Raw genomic sequence first — 18,061 nt, forward strand, 5'->3', positions numbered from 1 at the left:
CCGCTGGCCGGCCCGATCGTTCCGCTGGTTGCGGCCTCGATCTCGACCGATCAATTGCTGGGCGGGCCGGGCTCGCGTCCCGCCGCCGTCGATGCGCTCGCTGCGAAGACGATGGTGAAAGGCGAGCCGCTGACGGCTCCGGCCGGCCGTGCCGATGATTATGCCTGGCCGCGCCGCGAAGTCGGCCGCGAGCAGGCCAAGGGCGATACGCCGATGGCGGCGACGACGCCTGACGGCAGCGTTGCTCACGGCTCACCGGGAGCCGCCGCCGCGGTCGCCCCGCCAAAACTCGCGCCGAAGAAGCCGCAGCTCCCGCCACAGCAGCCGGCACAGGCAGCGCCGTCATTCCGGGATTTCTTCGGCTTCGGCTCGCCGCCGCCACCGCCGTCGCGTCAACTGGCGCCGCCCCCGGGCCCTCGCAATCCGAATCTGAACCCCGCGATCCCGCGGCCGCCGGGTAATGTCGGGCGATCGGCCGAAATGTTCCGGTAATTTTTCTCTTTTGATTTGAGATGTCAGTCCCGGGCGCGCGTAGCGCGAGCTCAGATGCACAATTGCGCATCGGAGAATCCATCGCTCTACCATTCATGTCGATGGATGGATGGATTTCGGGCTCACGCCAAGAGGCGCGCCCCGGAATGGCGGATGTCTCAGCCGTAATAGCGCCAGCGCGGCGGCGGGCGGCGCGCGGGGCGCGACATCAGAAGCGCGAGCGCGAAGCCGATGCCGCCGGCAATCAGCAGCGCGCCGAGCGGGTTGTCATGCACCTTCCGCGCAATCGCCTGCGAGCCGTCGCGGAACGTATCGCCACTCGCCTCATAGGCATCCTTGGCGTAGCTGGTGGCCGTGTCTGCGGCTTCTCGCGCTGCGTCCTTCGCCTGGCCGTATAGATTCTGCACTGTCCCTGCGGCTTCCCGTGCCTTGCCTGAGGCCTGCGTTTTTGCGTCTCCCGCCATCTCGCCCACGGTGCCTTCCACGCCGCCCGCCATTTCCTTGGCTGATCCAATGATCCGATCCGCGTCCATGATAATCCTCCTCGGTGATCAGCCGAAGTAACCGATCAGAAGCAGCGCAGTTCCTTATCATTGCCTACAGAATGAGGCCGCCATCGACGACCAACGTCTGGCCGACGATGTAGGACGATAGCGGCGAAGCCAGGAACAGCGCCGCGCCCGCCATGTCGGCCGGCGTGCCCAATCGCCGCAGCGGAATGCGCGCCAGCGCGCCTTCGAGCCGCTTGGGATTGTCGGTGGTCACCTTCGTCATCTTGGTGTCGACGAGCCCGGGCGCGATGCCGTTGACGCGGATGCCGTCCTCGGCCCAGGCCTCGCCCAGCGTACGCGTCAATCCGACCGCGCCGGTCTTCGAGGCGTTGTAGGCGGGATTGCCCATGGTGGAATGATAGGCGGCGGTCGAGGACACTATGATCAGAGAGCCCTTCGCATCCCGCAGCATGGAATGAAACCGCGTTGCGCACGCCATCAGGCTCATCAGGTTGACCTCGACGACCTTGCGAAAACCCGTCATCTCGAATTCGCCGCGGCGATAGATCACTGCGCCCTGCGCGAGCACCAGGATGTCGAGCCGTTCGAAGGGCGGCTTGAACGCTTCGATCGCACCGGCATCGCTGACGTCGAGCTGCGCGTAGGCGAGACCCGTGAGATCGGAGCCTTCCTCGATGGAATATTCCGCAGGCCGAGCACGCGTGCCGCAAACCGCGACATGCGCACCCCTGGCGCGAAAGGCCTGCGCGATGCCGTTGCCGATGCCGCTGGAACCGCCGACCACCTGCACCTGCTTGCCTGAGAAATCGAGCTCGTTCATCGCGGCCTCCCTTTTGTTTTGCTTGTTTGACCTGTCTGCGGATCGATGCCAGCCTTGTCAATCATAACAAGAACAAGCAGGGCGCGAGGAAGCAGCATGTTCGAATTCAAACCGCTCAGCCGGTCCGTGAAGGGCCTGACCGTCCTCGTCACCGGCGCGGCCAGCGGCATGGGACGCGCCACCGCGCGCGTGTTCGCCACTGAAGGTGCGAACGTCGCCGTCACCGATTATGACGAGCGCGGCGCCGATGCAGTCGCCAAGGAGATCTCGGCAAGCAGCGGGGCAGCGAAGGCGTGGAAGCTCGATGTTGCCGACGGCGGCGAGATCAAGCGCGTGGTCGGCGATGTCGCGGCGCATTTCGGCGGGCTCGACATCGTCGTCAACAATGCCGGCATCTCCGTGCGTGTCGCGATCGACGACGAGACCTATGAGGACGCATGGGCCAAGGGCCTCGCCGTGATGCTGACGGCGCATCCGCGCGTCATCCGCGCCGCGCTGCCGCACTTGCGCAAATCGAAGAGCCCGCGCATCGTCAACATCGCCTCGACCGAAGCGCTTGGCGCCACTGCATTACATAGCCCCTATTCGGCGGCGAAGGGCGGCGTTGCGAGCCTCACCCGTTCGCTGGCGGTGGAGCTCGGCCGCGAGGGCATCACCGTCAACTGCATCTGTCCCGGCCCGATCCGCACGGCAATCACCGATCGCATTTCCGAGGAGCACAAGACCATCTACGCCAAGCGCCGCACCGCGCTCGGCCGCTATGGCGACCCTGAAGAGGTCGCGCATATGACGCTCAGCCTGTGCCTGCCGGCCGCCTCTTTCCTCACCGGCGCGGTGATCCCGGTCGACGGCGGGCTGATGGCCCGCAACGCGTGAGAGCCATGCGCGCGACGCGTTGACATCGCCGGACGCGGGAGTCATTTTTTTCGCAAACGGAGCGGGGAAACCGCTCGCAGATGCGGGAGAAAACGCCATGACGATCGCCATCCGGCAGCTTCAGAAGCATTTCGTCGGTGAGGTGTCGGGCCTCGACCTGCGAAAGCCGCTCACGCCGGACGAGGCGCGGGAAGTCGAAGCCGCCATGGACAAATACGCGGTGCTGGTCTTCCACGACCAGGACATCACCGACGAGCAGCAGATGGCGTTTGCGCTGAATTTCGGCCAGCGCGAGGACGCGCGCGGCGGCACCGTCACCAAGGAGAAGGACTATCGGCTGCAATCCGGGCTGAACGATGTCTCGAACCTCGGCAAGGACGGCAAGCCGCTGGCGAAGGACAGCCGCGCGCATCTGTTCAACCTCGGCAATTGCCTGTGGCATTCCGACAGCTCGTTCCGCCCCATTCCGGCAAAATTCTCGCTGCTGTCCGCGCGCGTGGTGAACCCGAAGGGCGGCAACACCGAATTCGCCGACATGCGCGCCGCCTATGACGCGCTCGACGAGGAGACCAAGGCGGAGATCGAGAACCTCGTCTGCGAGCACTCGCTGATGTATTCGCGGGGATCGCTCGGCTTCACCGAATATACCGACGACGAGAAGGAGATGTTCAAGCCGGTGCTGCAGCGTCTGGTGCGCACGCACCCCGTGCATCGCCGCAAATCGCTGTATCTCTCATCGCATGCCGGCAAGGTCGTCGGCATGAGCGTGCCGGAGGGCCGGCTGCTGCTGCGCGACCTGAACGAGCACGCGACGCAAGCAGAGTTCGTCTACGTCCACAAATGGAAGCTGCATGATCTCGTGATGTGGGACAACCGCCAGACCATGCACCGCGTCCGCCGCTACGACCAGTCGCAACCGCGCGACATGCGCCGCGCGACGGTGGCCGGCACGGAGCCGACGGTGCAGCAGCAGGCGGCGGAGTAGTTTTTCGTCGTCCCGGCGAAGGCCGGGACCCATAGCCACCGAATCTAGTTTGGCGAAGATTGGTGGTTGCCAGATCGCCTTGACAACCGCTCCCTGGGGGTATGGGTCCCGGCCTTCGCCGGGACGACGCTGGAGGGCGGAGCGACGGCATCAATCACCATCGTCGTCCTGGACCAGCGAGCGGAGCGAGCGCTGATCCAGGACCCATTACATTACCACCGAGCGCAGTTTGGCGAAGGCTGGTGGTTACCAGTTCGCTTCAACGACTACTCCCTGGGGTAATGGGTCCTGGCTTTCGCCAGGACGACGGCTAACGCTACGCGTGCCCGGCCTCGTTGGAGAGCATGCCGGGATCGATGCCAATCTTCTGCAAGGCGCGGTTGTATTTGTCATCGACATCGTCGCCGAAGATCAAGTCAGTGTCGGCGTCGCAATGCAGCCAGCCATTGCTCTGGATCTCGGTCTCGAGCTGACCCGGCGCCCAGCCGGCATAGCCGAGCGCGAGGATGGCGTGCTTGGGGCCGGAGCCGTTGGCGATCGCGCGCAGGATGTCGACGGTCGCGGTGAGGCAGACGCCCTCGTCGATCCGCAGCGTCGCGTTCTCAATGTAGAAGTCGCTGGAATGCAGCACGAAGCCACGCCCGGTGTCGACCGGGCGCCGCGCAGCACTTTCATGCTTTCGGCATTTTCCGGCAGCTTGATGTGCTCGCCCTTCTTGATGATGCCGAGCTGCATCAGGAGCTCGGGGAAGTCGATGGAGCCCGCGGGGTGATTGACGATGATGCCCATCGCGCCTTCGGCCGAATGGGCGCAGAGATAGATCACGGAGCGCTCGAAACGGGGATCGCCCATCACGGGCATCGCAATCAGGAGCCGGCCGTCGAGATAACCGGCCGAATTGGGGAGCGCGGGGCCTGCGCTGCGGGTGCTCTCGCCCGTCCTTTTGCCTGTAGGAGCCATGGTGAAGCACTCCGGTTTCAATTCCTATCCTGATGTCGGGCCCGGCGGCTGTCAAATCAAGGCTTGCAGAGACTTGATTCAGATGCATCCATCACAAGCAATTCAATGGTTTGCCCCGGGGCCACCCTGTAAAGACGTGCCATGTCCAGCATAGTTCCCTTGCGTGCGGCGATTGGCGTCGCGACAACCCTGCTCGCGTCGTCGCTGGCAGTCGCAGCCCGGGCCGACGACGCTTCGCCGTGGCAGCGCGACGGACATTCCGCAGTGCGGCTGGTCGCGGGGTCGCGCAGCGGCGCTGTCCTGCTTGGCGGTATCGCCTTCCAGCTCCAGCCGGGCTGGAAAACCTACTGGCGTACGCCCGGCGACTCCGGCGTTCCGCCGCGGTTCGACTTCTCCAAGTCGGACAATGTCGAGGCGGTGACGATCATGTGGCCGGCGCCGCTGAAGTTCGACGACGGCGCGGGCGGTCATTCGATCGGCTATCGCGACCAGATCGTACTGCCCCTGCGCATCGTCGCCAAGGCGGCCGACAAGCCGGTGACCTTACGCGCCGAGATCAACTATGCCGTGTGCGAGAAGCTCTGCATTCCTGTCGAGGCCCGCGCCGAGCTTGGCTTCAACAGCGTCGCCTCGACCGAGGACGCCAATCTGCGCGCAGCGCTCGACACCGTCCCCAAACCCGCCAATATCGGCGATCCCAACCCGCTCACTATCCGCGACGTCAAGCGTGACGGCAACAAGGTGGTCGTCGACGTGGTCGCGCCGGCGGACGCGCGCAGCGTCAACCTGCTCGTGGAAGGGCCGACGCCCGATTGGGCGCTGCCGATTCCGGCCCTGGTCCAGCCCAGCCCGCCGGACGTGAAGCGATTCTCCTTCGAGCTCGACGGGCTGCCGCCGGGCGCCAAGCCCGACGGTGCGGCGCTGAAGTTCACGCTGGTCGGGCCTGACAAGTCGTACGAGTTCAATACGAATTTGGAGTAAGCCGTCGTCCCGGCGAAGTGAGGACGACGAGGAGTTGCCTGCCAGCGACAACTCACAACTGTCGTCCCGGACAAGCGCGCCTCAAGCGCGCGCCGATCCGGGACCCATAGCCACAGGATCGGGTGAGGCGCGAGGCAAGTCACTCCGAGTCTTCGTCAAACTTCGCCCTGTGGGTATGGGTCCCGGATCGGCGCGCCGCTCTTGGCAACGCTTCGCGTTGCCCAGAGCTATTCTTGTCCGGGACGACGCCGACGATAGGAAGCCCACCCAACCGAATCTTAACGAATGGTTGCTAATTCCCGGGCATGCCGCAGCATGCGGAACCCCCCGGGGATCTCGAATTGGCCGTGATGGATGCACAACCCGCAACGACCGGACCGGCCGGGTTGATCGCGCGGCTGCGCGGCAGGCTGACGGGCGGCTCGAGCGAGGCCTCGCTGACGCGGCGGCTGGCCGGCACCATCTTCGTCATCCGCGTCGTCAGCGCAGGCCTCGCCTATGTCTCGCAGGTGCTGCTCGCGCGCTGGATGGGCACGTCCGACTACGGCGTCTACGTCTATGTCTGGACCTGGGTGCTGCTGCTCGGCAGCATGATGGATTTCGGCATCTCCGCTTCCGCACAAAAGATCATTCCGGAGTACCGCGCCCGCGGCGAGCATGCGTTGCTGCGCGGCTTTCTCTCCGGCAGCCGCTGGCTAACCTTTGCCGTCTCCGCGCTGGTGTCGCTCGGCCTTGCCGGCATCGTCAGGCTGCTCTCACCCTGGATCGATCCGGCCGAGGTGCTGCCGCTTTATATCGGCTGCATGACGCTGCCGGCCTTCGTCGTCGCCAACACCCAGGACGGCATCGCGCGCTCGCACGACTGGATGCAGCTCGGGCTGATGCCGCAATTCATCATCCGCCAGGCGCTGATCATCGGCATCACGGCCTCTGCCTTCCTGCTCGGCTATCATCTCGGCGCGGTTGCCGCGATGATCGCGAGCCTAGGTGCGGTGTGGATCGCGATGACCGGGCAGATGCTGGTGCTGAACCGCAAGCTCGCCGACCACATCGAGCCGGGCCCCAAGGCCTACGACATCGGCGGCTGGCTCGCCATCTCGCTGCCGATCCTGCTGGTCGAGAGCTTTTACCTGCTGCTGTCCTACACCGACGTACTGGTGCTGCAGCAGTTCCGCCCCTCCGACGAGGTCGGCGTTTATTTTGCCGTGGTCAAGACGCTGGCGCTGGTCTCCTTCATCCACTACGCGATGTCGGCGACGACCGCGCATCGCTTCGCCGAATACAACGCAAGCGGCGACAAGGCGCGGCTGTCGGCCTATGTCGCGCACGCCATCAGCTGGACGTTCTGGCCGTCGCTGGCGGCGACCATCGTGCTGCTTGCGCTCGGCAAGCCGCTGCTCTGGCTGTTCGGGCCACAATTTGTAGTCGGCTACGACATCATGTTCGTGGCCGCGATCGGCCTGGTGGTGCGCTCCGCGATCGGGCCGGTCGAGCGGCTGCTCAACATGCTTGGCCAGCAGAGAATCTGCGCGCTCGCTTATGCGCTGGCCTTCGTGATGAACGTCGTGCTCTGCATCGCACTGGTACCGCGCTACGGTGGCCACGGCGCCGCCGCCGCGACCTCGATCTCGCTCAGCTTCGAGACAGTGCTCTTGTTCTGGATCGTGCGGCAGCGCCTCGGCCTGCACGTGCTGGCGTTTGGCAAATAGGCCATGCGGCTGCCTGCCCGTTGGGGAACGGCGGTTTCGCAAGACGCCGGTGAACAGGGCAAAATGGCTATGCATCTCCCACCTGCAGCATGATTTTTCTTATTTGATCCAAACAGTTGCATGCCGGAGAAAGTTCATTCTACGTCGTATTGCCCAACCGACGAGACCAACCTAAGATTCCCCGGACATGTTTGATCCACTCTACGTCGCCTCTGGCTTCGGCGTCGGCCTGCTGGTCGGGATGACCGGCGTCGGCGGCGGCTCGTTGATGACGCCGCTCCTGATCCTGCTGTTCGGCGTTCATCCCTCCACGGCGGTCGGGACCGACCTGCTCTATGCCGCCGCTACCAAGACCGGCGGCAGCGTGGTGCATGGCTGGTCGCGCAGCGTGCATTGGCCGGCGGTGCTGCGGCTCGCCTGCGGCAGCATTCCGGCGAGCGCGGTGACGCTGCTGGTGCTGTGGAAGCTCGACCTCAAGAGCGATACCGAGCGCAGCCTGGTCAATCTGGTGCTGTGCTTCGCGCTGATCCTGACTGCGACGTCGCTGATCTTCCGCAAGTCGATCATGGATCGCTACCGGAAACGCCTTGAGCAGGTCGACGAGCGCGTCACCGCAATTGCGACAGTGATCACCGGAATCGCGCTCGGCGTGCTGGTCTCGATCTCGTCGGTCGGCGCCGGTGCGGTCGGCGTCACCGTGTTGCTGCTGCTCTACCCGCGCCTGCCGATGGCGACCATCGTCGGCTCCGACATCGCCCATGCCGTGCCGCTGACGCTGGTTGCCGGTATCGGACACTGGGCGCTCGGTGACGTCGACTGGGCGCTGATGGGCGTGCTGCTGATGGGCTCGCTGCCCGGCATCATCGTCGGCAGTTTCAGCGCGACGCGCGTCCCTGAGACGGTGCTGCGCCTGACGCTTGCCAGCGTGCTGTTCGTGGTCGCCGGCAAGATCATGTTTGCGGAATTGAATTTGTCGTCCGCCTTCGTGACGGCTTTGGCCTGGACGCATTGAGCGAGAGGCTGCCGCCTCGTTCTCGCTTTCGTAGGGCGGGCAAAGCGAAAGCGTGCCCTCCACTTCTTTCAAGCGCGGAAAAATGGTGGGCACGGCGCTGACGCGCCTTTGCCCACCCTACGGCATCGAGCGCTTACTCCGCGGTCCAGCCGCCGTCGATCGAGAGATTGGTGCCGGTGATCTGGGCGGCATCGTCGCTGCACAGGAACAGGGCGAGCGCGGCGACCTGCTCGGAGGTGACGAACTCCTTGGTCGGCTGCGCATCGAGCAGCACGTCGTTGATGACCTGCTCGCGCGTCAGATTGCGTGCCTTCATCGTGTCGGGGATCTGCTTCTCGACCAGCGGCGTCCAGACATAGCCGGGGCTGATGCAGTTGCAGGTGATCTTGTGGGTCGCAACTTCCAGCGCCACAGTCTTGGTGAGACCGGCGATGCCGTGCTTGGCCGAGACATAGGCCGACTTGAAGGGCGAGGCGACGAGCGAGTGCGCCGACGCAGTATTGATGATGCGGCCCCAACCCTTCTTCTTCATGCCGGGAACGGCGGCACGGATGGCATGGAAGGCCGAGGACAGGTTGATGGCGATGATCTGGTCCCACTTCTCGAGCGGAAACTCCTCGATCGGCGAGACGAACTGGATGCCGGCATTGTTGACGAGGATGTCGACCGAACCGAACGTCTTCTCGCCGAGCGCGATCATCCCGGCGATCTCGGCGGGCTTGGTCATGTCGGCGGGCGAGTAGATCGCCTTGACCTTGAAGTCGGACTCGATCTTGGCGCGTTCCTTCTCGATGTCCTCGGGCGAGCCGAAGCCGTTGATGACCACGTTGGCGCCGGCGGCGGCGAAGGCGCGTGCGTAAGCGAGCCCGATGCCGCTGGTCGATCCGGTCACGACGGCGTTCTTGCCTGACAGACTACCCATTTCATTCGCTCCTTTTTGCCGAGGGTGCGGTGACGTCCCCCGTGAGATCGTAGGTCACCATGGTCTCGCCGGACTGCGGCTTCTCGAGCCAGTCCTTGTGGCGCATCGACAGATGCACGTCGCGCACGCCGGCTTCCCAATGCTCGACCATGGCGACATGCGAGAAGTCGTAGTCCTTGGACGAGGATTCGTAGTTCTTGCTGCGATAGATCAGGTGCACCACCGTGACGGTGCTTTCGCGCGACGCCTTGGCGAGGAATTCGACGGAAGGATCGTTCTTGAGGTAATCCGGCAACTTGCTGATGAGGTCGCGCACCGCCCGGCGGGCGTTGTGCAGCTGCTTGTTCTTGTCGGTGTTCATCCGCGTGCGGCTGGAATAGCGGATGTCCTTCTCGCGCTCGGCGGCCTCGAGCAGCGAGGTCGGCAAATCGCCGCGCGCGGAAAACAAATCGACCTGGAAGATCAGCATGTCGCGGGCGAGCTCGGCATCGAGCACGTAATCGAGCGGCGTGTTGGAGGCGATGCCGCCGTCCCAATAGTGCTCGCCATCGATGATCACGGACGGAAACCCCGGCGGCAGCGCGCCGGAGGCCATGATGTGCTCGGGCCCGATTCTCTTGCCGAGCTTCTTGAACTCGTAATTGTCGAAATATTTGAAGTTGCCGGAGGTGACGCCGACCGCACCGATCGACAGACGCGTCTTCACATCGTTGATGCGGTCGAAATCGACCAGACGCTCCAGCGTCTTCTTCAGCGGCGCGGTATCGTAATAGCTCTCCGCTTCGGGATGACCCGGCGGCCACAGCGGCGCCGGCGGAACGCGCGGGACGAAGAAGCCGGGCACGCCGAAGGTCGCGATCAGCGCCGCGCTCGTCGAGTTGAACAGCTCGCGGCTGTGATCGCTCTTGCCGATCGGCTTCCACGGCACCGGCGCCGACACCATCTCCCAGAATTCCTTCAGCCGCTCGACGCGGGTGCGGCCCTCGTTGCCGGCGATGATGGCGGCGTTGATCGCTCCGATGGAGATGCCGGCGACCCACTCCGGCTCGAAGCCGTGGCCGCACAGCGCCTGGAAGGCGCCGGCCTGGTACGAGCCGAGCGCGCCACCGCCCTGGAGGACCAGGACGCGTTGCGCATTTGCGGGGATGCTGGCGGAGTCCGGACTATGATCTGTCATGAGGGAACAATAGCAAAAGGCGAGCCACCGTGGCGACAGTCCGCTGCGGCGTCAATGCATCCCGGGATCAAGTCTGGCTTATCGCGGGTCCGTCGAAGCCAGGATCATGGTCCAGAACACCTTGTATTTGGTGCCGGGAGCATAGCCCGCCGCGATGCCCAGTTTTGTGACACCGCCCTTGAGCATGTTGGCGCGGTGGGGCGGCGAGTCGCGCCAGCCGGAAAACGCTTCCGCCAGCGTATGATAGCCGGCCGAGACGTTCTCGACCGCGACGGTCGCGGGATAGCCGCCGCCGGCGAGCCGCTTGGCGAGCGGCGCGCGAACGTCATGGTCCATCTTGTTGGCGGCCGCCATGGCCTGGGACTGGGATTCGGCGAGCAGCATCAAATTGGGATCGATCACGACGGTACCGAGCCCGTTGTTCTGGCGGTATTGCGAGATCATCACGGCGGCCGCCTGCGCATCGAGCTTGGCGCCCGGGACCGCCATGTCGATATACATGGACGGCTGCTGGACCGGCGCTTCGTTGCCGGCGCAGCCGGCCAAAAGCAAAGTGATTGATATTGCGGCCGCAGCGCGCATGAATCAGGCCCCCAAATGAGGGGCCGTTGTTGCATACCAACCGTGGCTGAAAGGTGAATTTTGAGGAAAATCTGCTCGGTGTCATTCCGGGGCAGCGCGCTGCGCTGAACTCTGGTGCGCAGTTGCGCACCCGAGGTGCGCAGTTGTGCACCTGAGAATCTCGAGATTCCGGGTCTGGTCCTTCGGACCATTCCGGAATGACGGGGATCTAGCCCGCAAATATCCGGTAGCGGCGCGGTTCGAGCCCAATTGTGTCGCCGGCGCGCAGTTCCCTATCGCGGGGCGCGTCGATCTCGATGGTCTCGCCACCTGACAGCGCGACCTCGGCGCGCTGCACGGGGCCGAAATTGCGGACATGCTGAACCGCGCCCTCGAAGGCGCCGGAGCCGGGCGGGCCGACCAGCATGTCATGTCGCCGCACGAACAGTTTTGACGCGCCAGGCGTAAGCCCGTCGGCAGTAAGTCGCAGTGGCCGGTCGCCGAGCCGGATCACGCCGCCGTCCACTTCAACCGGGAGCTCGATGCATTCGCCGATGAAGCCGTGGACGAAGGCGGTGGCCGGGCTTTCATAGACGTCGTCGGGCGAGCCGATCTGCTCGATCCGGCCCTTGTCCATCACCACGACGCGGTTGGCGACTTCCAGCGCCTCCTCCTGGTCGTGGGTGACGAAGATCGAGGTGACGTTGATCTCGTGATGCAGCGAGCGCAGCCATCGGCGCAGCTCTTTGCGCACCTTGGCATCGAGCGCACCGAAGGGCTCATCGAGCAGCAGGATGCGCGGCTCGATCGCGAGGGCGCGGGCGAGCGCGATGCGCTGGCGCTGACCGCCGGAAAGCTGGCTCGGATAGCGGTCGGCGAGCCAGTCGAGCTGCACGAGATCGAGCAGCTCCTTCACCCGCGCACGGATCGTGGCTTCGTCTTTCCGGACCGCGCGTGGCTGCACGCGCAGGCCGAAGGCGACGTTCTCGAACACGGTCATGTGGCGAAACAGGGCGTAGTGCTGGAACACGAAGCCGACATGCCGTTCGCGCGCGCCCTGCGCCAGCGCGTCCTCGCCGTTGAAGGAGACGTCGCCGGCGTCTGGCCAATCGAGGCCGGCGATGATCCGCAGCAGCGTGGTCTTGCCGGAGCCTGATGGCCCGAGCAGCGCGACCAGCTCGCCATTGTCGACCTTGAGATCGACACCGTCGAGCGCTTTGAAGCTGCCGAACTTCTTGACGAGATTCCTGACTTCAATGGTCACGGGCGTCTTGTCCTTCGTCCAGATGACGTTCGAGAACGGTTTTTGCGATCAGCGTGATCAGCGCCAGCATCGCCAGCAGCGAGGCGATCGCGAAGGCGGCGACGAACTGGTACTCGTTGTAGAGAATCTCGACCAGGAGCGGCATGGTGTTGGTCTCGCCGCGGATGTGGCCGGAGACGACCGAGACCGCGCCGAACTCACCCATCGCGCGGGCGTTACAGAGCAGCACGCCGTAGAGCACGCCCCATTTGATGTTCGGCAGCGTGACGCGGAAGAAGGTTTGCAGGCCCGAGGCGCCGAGCGAGATCGCAGCTTCCTCCTCCTGCGTGCCCTGCTCCTGCATCAGCGGGATCAGCGCGCGCGCCACGAAGGGGAAGGTCACGAAGGTGGTGGCGAGCGCAATGCCGGGCACCGCGAACAGGATCTGGATGTCGTGCTCGCGCAGCCAGCTGCCGAAATAGCCCTGCGCGCCGAACAGCAGCACGAAGACGAGGCCCGAGATCACCGGGCTCACCGAGAACGGCAGGTCGATCAGCGTGATCAGGAAGGTCTTGCCCCTGAAGTCGAACTTGGCGATGGCCCAGGCCGCGATGAGACCAAAAACAAGATTGAGACCGACCGAGATCGCGGCGACCAGCAGCGTCAGTCTGATCGCGGCCAGCGCCTCCGGCTCGGCCAGCGCGGCGAGATAGGCCAGGATTCCTTTCGAGAACGCCTGGGCGAACACCACGACGAGCGGCAGCACGACGAAGACGGTGAGGAAGATCATCGCCAGCGCGATGATGGTGATGCGCACCGCCCTTGGCTCGGTACGCAGGCTGTCGCGCGCCGCGGCCGCATGCGCACGTGCGCGCGCATCGGGCGAGACCAGCGAAGCGGATTCTGCGATCTGCATCGTCATCGCATCCCCCTCAACGCTCCGGGATCCGGCTCTGCGCCCAGCGCTGGAGCCGGTTGACGGCGAAGATGATGACGAAGGAGACGACGAGCATGACCACCGCGATCGCGGTCGCATCGGCGTAGCGGAATTCGGACAGCCGGATCACGATCAGCAGCGGCGCGATCTCGGAGACATTGGGCAAATTGCCGGCGATGAAGATCACCGAGCCGTATTCGCCGACCGCACGGGCGAAGGCGAGCGCAAGGCCGGTGAGCAGCGCCGGTGCGAGCGACGGCAGGATCACGCGGATGATGGTCTGGCAGCGGCTGGCGCCCAGGCTGCCCGCGGCCTCCTCGATCTCGGGATCGAGATCCTGGAGCACCGGCTGCACCGTGCGCACCACGAAGGGAATGCCGATGAAGATCATGGCAACGAAGATGCCGACCGGCGTGAACGCCACCTTGATGCCGAGCGCCGCGAGTGGCGCTCCTAACCAGCCCTTCTCGGCGAACAGCGCAGTCAACGCCACGCCGGCAACCGCGGTCGGCAGCGCGAATGGCACGTCGACGATGGCATCGAACAGCCGCCGGCCGGGAAAGCGATAGCGCACCAGCGCCCAGACGATGATGCTGCCCATCACCAGATTGACGCAGGCCGCCGCGAAGGCGAGGCCGAAGGAGACGCGGAGCGCGTTCAGCGTGCGGCGGCTGGAAAGGATGTTCCAGAACTGTTCCGGGCTCAGCTCGAGCGACCTCAGGAACAGGCCGGCGAGCGGAATCAGGATGATCACGGACAGCCAGGAAAGCGTCAGTCCCATGGTGAGACCGAAGCCCGGCAATGTCCGGCGTCGTGCTGCGAGTGCGCTCACCAGGCCCCCTGCTAAAAGCCTCCTAAGACGGCGCTCGATCAGTTCTTGTAGATCTGATCAAAGACGCCGCCGTCGGCAAAATGTTCCCGCTGCGCCTTGGTCCAGCCGCCAAAGACGTCGTCGATCGTGAACAGCTCGACCTTGGCGAACGCGCTTTCGTACTTCTTGGCGATTTCGGCATCGCGCGGACGGTAGAAATTGCGCGCGGCGATCTCCTGCCCCTCTTTGGTATACCAATACTGGAGATAGGCATCGGCGGCGTTGCGGGTGCCTTTTTTATCGGCAACCTTGTCGACGATGGCGACCGGCGGTTCGGCGAGGATCGATTGCGGCGGCGCCACGATCTCGAACTTGTTCGCGCCGAACTCCTTCAGCGCGAGGAACGCCTCGTTCTCCCAGGCGAGCAGCACGTCGCCGACGCCGCGCTCGACGAAGGTCACGGTGGCGCCGCGCGCACCGGTATCGAGCACCGGCACCTGCTGATAGAGCTTTCCGATGAAGTCCTTGGCCTTGTCGGCCGAGCCGAACTTCTTTTGCGCAAAGCCCCACGCTGCGAGGTAATTCCAGCGCGCGCCGCCTGATGTCTTCGGGTTCGGCGTGATCACGGCGACGCCCGGCTTGATCAAATCGTCCCAGTCCTTGATGCCCTTGGGATTGCCCTTGCGCACCAGGAAGACGATGGTCGAGGTGTAGGGTGATGAATTCTGCGGCAGCCGCTTCTGCCAATCGGCTGTGGTGAGGCCCTTGGCGGCGATGGCGTCGATGTCATAGGCGAGCGCGAGCGTCACCACATCGGCCTGCAGCCCGTCGATCACCGCGCGCGCCTGCGAACCGCTGCCGCCATGCGACTGCTTGATCTCGACGCTCTTGCCGGTTTCCTTCTGATAGGCGTTCGCGAACGCCTTGTTGAACTCGGCATAGAGCTCGCGCGTCGGATCGTACGACACGTTCAGCAGATTGATGTCAGCGGCGAGAGCCGAGCTTGCCCAGAGGAGTCCTGCAGCGAGCGGAACGATACGGCGCATCATGTCCATCTCCATTCACTTCGTTGACGTCGGTGTCAGCGAAGGCGTGCAGGCATAACTCGGGTCGAAACGCTCTTAAGTCAACGGAACCGGATTTTCTTGTTCGCGATGTCGCAGCCTGACTGTGCTACGAAGTCTTCATCGTGTGAATGCCGCATTCTGTCTTGGTCCGGCCGCGCCAGCGACCGGCGCGAGAATCCTCGCCTTCGGCGGTTCTGCTCGTGCAAGGCATACACCCAACCGACAGGAAGCCGGAGGCGACGAGAGGGTGACGCGGCAATTTGGCGCGGACGAAGATTGCCTCGAGTTCCTCGCGCGAGACATTGGCGAAGGGGTTGAACTTCAACCTTGCGCCGTCGTCCTCGACGACCGGAATGTCGGCGCGTGCGTTGCCCTGGAAACGCTTGCGGCCGTTGAGCCAGGCCGAGAACGGCTTGAGCGCACGCGCCAGCGGCTCCACCTTGCGGATGCGGCAGCAGGCGTCGGGATCGGAGAACCAGAGGTCGCGGTCGGGATCGTCACGCGATAGCGTTTCCTCGGCGGGCTTGATCGAACGGACGTCCTTCAGGCCCAGCGTCGCGATCAAAGTGTCGCGATAGGCGAGCGTCTCCTCGAACAACCAGCCGGTGTCGAGAAAGATCACCGGGATCGCCGGGTCGACGTCCGCCATCACCTTGAGCAGCGTCGCCGACTCCGTCCCGAAGGACGACACCAGCGCGAGCTTGTCGCGCCCGACCGTCTTCAGCGCTGCGGCGATGACCTCCGCGGGCGAGGCATCGCGTAAGCTCCGATCGAGCTCGTCCGCCGAGGGCAGCGCAGAAATGGACGAAACCTGGGGCGCGATCGCGTTCACGTGCCGACACCTTCGGAATGGCGCAACTGCATGCGCCGGTGCAGCGCCGTGATGCGGCCGTCGCCGGTCGGCTGGTAGAACACCGAATAGCGCTTGGCGGTCTGCATGAAGGCTTCCGCGTCGGCCTGCTTCTTGACCTCGAAGGCATCGAAGCCGGCACGCAGCATGAACACGAACTGGTCGCGCAGCACCTGGCCGGTGGCACGCAATTCACCGCGGTAATTGTAGCGCTCCCGCAGCAGGCGCGCCTGGCTGTAGGCTCGTCCGTCGCGGAAAGTCGGGAACACCAGCGCGACCGTGGCGACCTTGCCGAGATAGGGCACGAGCTCGGCGATGTCGCGATTGTTCGGCCAGATCACGCCGACCTTGCCGGCGCGCTTGAGCAGGCCTTCCGCCTCACCGAGGAAACGTTCGGCCGGCACCAGGATGTCGCCGCCCTCGGGCAGCGGCGTATCGACGGCGAGCTTGGCGAAGCTGTCGTCGACGATCTTTCCACCGTTAACGAGTGGCATAAACGCGCTCCTTGAAGGGTTCGACGCCGAGGCGTTTGACCGTGTCCATGAACAGCTCGTCGGGCCGCTCGCGCAGCGCCAGATAAGCCTCCACGATATCCTCGACGACGTCGGCGACCTCGTCGAACTTCACGCCCGGGCCGATCAGGGTGCCGAGCGCGGCGTTCTCGTCGGCGCGGCCGCCGATGGTGATCTGGTAGACCTCCTCGCCATTCTTCTCGACGCCGAGAATGCCGATGTGGCCGACATGGTGATGGCCGCAGGCATTGATGCAGCCGGAGATGTTGATGTGGAGACGGCCGATCAGGTTGGCGAGCTCGTGATTGGCGAACCGCCGCGTCAGCTCCTGCGCGATCGGGATCGAGCGCGCATTCGCCAGCGAGCAATAGTCGAGACCCGGGCAGGCGATGATGTCGGTGATCAGATTGACATTGGGCGTCGCAAGCCCGAGCTTGTCGAGCGCCTTCCAGAGCGCCGGCAGGTCGCGCTTGGCAACGTGCGGCAGCGCCAGGTTCTGCTCGTGGCCGACGCGAATCTCGCCGAAGGAATATTTGTCGGCAAGGTCGGCCAGCGCGTCCATCTGCTCGGCGGTGGCATCACCCGGAGGCCCACCGGTCGGCTTCAGCGAGATCGTGACGATCGAGTAACCCTGCACCTTGTGCGGGGCCACCGAGTTCTTGCGCCACGCCTCGAAATCCGGATCGGCCGCGGCCTGCCGCAGTTCGTCCGGCATGTGCGGCAGCTTCTCGTAGGCCGGATAGGTGAAGCGCGAACGGATGTCCTCGATCACCTCGTCGTCGATCTGGAGCGACGAGTTGCGGATGTGCTGCCACTCGTCCTCGACCTCGCGGGAGAATTTTTCGATGCCGAGCTCGTGCACCAGGATCTTGATGCGCGCCTTGTAGATATTGTCGCGGCGGCCATACTGGTTGTAGACGCGTAAGATCGCCTCGATGTAGCTGAGGATGTCGCGGCCGTGCACGAAGTGCTTGATGGTCTTGGCGATGAACGGCGTGCGGCCGAGGCCACCGCCGACCAGCACTTCGAAGCCGGTCTCGCCCTTCTCGTTCTTGATCAGCCGGAGGCCGATGTCGTGGATCTTGATCGCGGCGCGGTCATGATCGGACGCGGTGATCGCGATCTTGAACTTGCGCGGCAGGAACGAGAATTCCGGATGCAGCGTGGTGTGCTGGCGGATCAGCTCCGACCAGATGCGGGGATCCTCGATCTCACCGGGCGCGACGCCGGCCCACTGGTCCGAGGTGACGTTGCGCATGTTGTTGCCGGAGGTCTGCATCGCATGGATGCCGACCTTGGCGAGATCGGCCAGCGCATCCGGCAGCTCGGCGAGCTTGATCCAGTTGAACTGGATGTTCTGCCGCGTGGTGAAATGGCCGTAGCCGCGGTCGTATTTGCGCGCGACATGGGCGAGCGCCCGCAGCTGGTTGGTCGCCAACGTGCCATAGGGAATCGCAACGCGGAACATGTAGGCGTGCAGTTGCAGATAGACGCCGTTCTGGAGCCGCAGGATCTTGAACTCGTCCTCGGTGAGCTCGCCGGAGAGGCGCCGCTTCACCTGGTCGCGGAACTCCGAGACGCGCTCGTTGACGAGCGTGCGGTCGATTTCGTCGTAAGCATACATAAGAAAGCGC

At 64.5% G+C, this 18,061-nt stretch carries 17 protein-coding genes and 2 pseudogenes; 6 read left to right on the forward strand and 13 right to left on the reverse strand.

The genetic code is table 11. The features are described 5' to 3' along the window. Window positions 1-492, forward strand: a pseudogene (locus tag CWO91_RS14295) (DUF459 domain-containing protein); the annotation flags it as partial. A gap of 158 nt (window positions 493-650) precedes the next feature. On the opposite strand, the gene CWO91_RS14300 reads toward CWO91_RS14295, so the two are convergent. Further along, complete coding sequence (locus tag CWO91_RS14300; protein WP_091881369.1) at window positions 651-1,025, reverse strand: CsbD family protein; 375 nt, start codon at window positions 1,023-1,025, stop codon at window positions 651-653. A 64-nt stretch (window positions 1,026-1,089) separates the two neighbouring features. After that, window positions 1,090-1,824: an SDR family NAD(P)-dependent oxidoreductase gene (locus tag CWO91_RS14305; RefSeq protein ID WP_130214017.1), complete on the reverse strand. Its 735-nt coding sequence runs from the start codon at window positions 1,822-1,824 to the stop codon at window positions 1,090-1,092. A gap of 96 nt (window positions 1,825-1,920) precedes the next feature. Between CWO91_RS14305 and CWO91_RS14310 the strand changes: the two genes are divergently transcribed. Beyond that, on the forward strand, window positions 1,921-2,700 hold the full coding sequence (locus tag CWO91_RS14310; RefSeq protein WP_165405448.1) for an SDR family NAD(P)-dependent oxidoreductase: 780 nt from the start codon (window positions 1,921-1,923) through the stop codon (window positions 2,698-2,700). A 97-nt stretch (window positions 2,701-2,797) separates the two neighbouring features. Continuing rightward, on the forward strand, window positions 2,798-3,685 hold the full coding sequence (locus CWO91_RS14315) for a TauD/TfdA dioxygenase family protein (protein WP_130214018.1): 888 nt from the start codon (window positions 2,798-2,800) through the stop codon (window positions 3,683-3,685). A 316-nt stretch (window positions 3,686-4,001) separates the two neighbouring features. Here the strand turns inward: CWO91_RS14315 and CWO91_RS14320 are convergent. Beyond that, window positions 4,002-4,645: pseudogene (locus CWO91_RS14320) on the reverse strand (YqgE/AlgH family protein). A 141-nt stretch (window positions 4,646-4,786) separates the two neighbouring features. Here CWO91_RS14320 and CWO91_RS14325 point away from each other — a divergent pair. From CWO91_RS14325 to CWO91_RS14335, 3 genes are all read left to right on the forward strand, one after another. Continuing rightward, window positions 4,787-5,626, forward strand: coding sequence for a protein-disulfide reductase DsbD domain-containing protein (locus tag CWO91_RS14325; protein WP_130214019.1), 840 nt, complete (start codon window positions 4,787-4,789; stop codon window positions 5,624-5,626). 341 nt (window positions 5,627-5,967) lie between these two features. Then, on the forward strand, window positions 5,968-7,335 hold the full coding sequence (locus CWO91_RS14330; RefSeq protein ID WP_165405449.1) for a flippase: 1,368 nt from the start codon (window positions 5,968-5,970) through the stop codon (window positions 7,333-7,335). Between the two features lie 187 nt (window positions 7,336-7,522). Then, the gene (locus CWO91_RS14335) at window positions 7,523-8,347 is read left to right on the forward strand and encodes a sulfite exporter TauE/SafE family protein (protein WP_130214021.1); all 825 of its coding nucleotides are present in this window, start codon (window positions 7,523-7,525) and stop codon (window positions 8,345-8,347) included. Window positions 8,348-8,480: 133 nt separating this feature from the next. Here CWO91_RS14335 and CWO91_RS14340 read toward each other — a convergent pair whose 3' ends face one another. The 10 genes from CWO91_RS14340 to CWO91_RS14385 form a co-directional block, all read right to left on the reverse strand. After that, window positions 8,481-9,269 carry a 3-hydroxybutyrate dehydrogenase gene (locus CWO91_RS14340; protein ID WP_091881341.1) on the reverse strand — a complete coding sequence of 263 codons (789 nt, stop codon included), beginning with the start codon at window positions 9,267-9,269 and terminating at the stop codon, window positions 8,481-8,483. Between the two features lies 1 nt (window position 9,270). Further along, window positions 9,271-10,446 (reverse strand): DUF3734 domain-containing protein, encoded by a 1,176-nt coding sequence (locus CWO91_RS14345; protein WP_130214022.1) that lies wholly within the window; start codon window positions 10,444-10,446, stop codon window positions 9,271-9,273. Window positions 10,447-10,524: 78 nt separating this feature from the next. Continuing rightward, the gene (locus CWO91_RS14350; protein WP_130214023.1) at window positions 10,525-11,028 is read right to left on the reverse strand and encodes a CAP domain-containing protein; all 504 of its coding nucleotides are present in this window, start codon (window positions 11,026-11,028) and stop codon (window positions 10,525-10,527) included. Window positions 11,029-11,236: 208 nt separating this feature from the next. Then, window positions 11,237-12,271: a sulfate/molybdate ABC transporter ATP-binding protein gene (locus CWO91_RS14355; protein ID WP_130214024.1), complete on the reverse strand. Its 1,035-nt coding sequence runs from the start codon at window positions 12,269-12,271 to the stop codon at window positions 11,237-11,239. Continuing rightward, window positions 12,261-13,172: a sulfate ABC transporter permease subunit CysW gene (cysW, locus tag CWO91_RS14360; RefSeq protein WP_130214025.1), complete on the reverse strand. Its 912-nt coding sequence runs from the start codon at window positions 13,170-13,172 to the stop codon at window positions 12,261-12,263. Before cysW ends, CWO91_RS14355 begins: the two co-directional genes overlap by 11 nt. A gap of 10 nt (window positions 13,173-13,182) precedes the next feature. Then, entirely contained in the window at window positions 13,183-14,019 is an 837-nt protein-coding gene (gene cysT / locus CWO91_RS14365; RefSeq protein ID WP_165405450.1) for a sulfate ABC transporter permease subunit CysT, read from the reverse strand. Window positions 14,020-14,057: 38 nt separating this feature from the next. Continuing rightward, window positions 14,058-15,059 (reverse strand): sulfate ABC transporter substrate-binding protein, encoded by a 1,002-nt coding sequence (locus CWO91_RS14370; protein WP_130214027.1) that lies wholly within the window; start codon window positions 15,057-15,059, stop codon window positions 14,058-14,060. A gap of 112 nt (window positions 15,060-15,171) precedes the next feature. Further along, window positions 15,172-15,897: a phosphoadenylyl-sulfate reductase gene (locus tag CWO91_RS14375; protein WP_130214028.1), complete on the reverse strand. Its 726-nt coding sequence runs from the start codon at window positions 15,895-15,897 to the stop codon at window positions 15,172-15,174. Beyond that, the gene (locus CWO91_RS14380; RefSeq protein ID WP_130214029.1) at window positions 15,894-16,409 is read right to left on the reverse strand and encodes a DUF934 domain-containing protein; all 516 of its coding nucleotides are present in this window, start codon (window positions 16,407-16,409) and stop codon (window positions 15,894-15,896) included. The genes CWO91_RS14375 and CWO91_RS14380 overlap by 4 nt, the downstream gene beginning before the upstream one ends. Beyond that, window positions 16,396-18,051: a nitrite/sulfite reductase gene (locus CWO91_RS14385; protein WP_130214030.1), complete on the reverse strand. Its 1,656-nt coding sequence runs from the start codon at window positions 18,049-18,051 to the stop codon at window positions 16,396-16,398. The genes CWO91_RS14380 and CWO91_RS14385 overlap by 14 nt, the downstream gene beginning before the upstream one ends. Between the last annotated feature and the right edge of the window lie 10 nt (window positions 18,052-18,061).

The sequence above is a fragment of the Bradyrhizobium genosp. SA-3 genome, assembly GCF_004212635.1.
Taxonomy (GTDB): domain Bacteria; phylum Pseudomonadota; class Alphaproteobacteria; order Rhizobiales; family Xanthobacteraceae; genus Bradyrhizobium.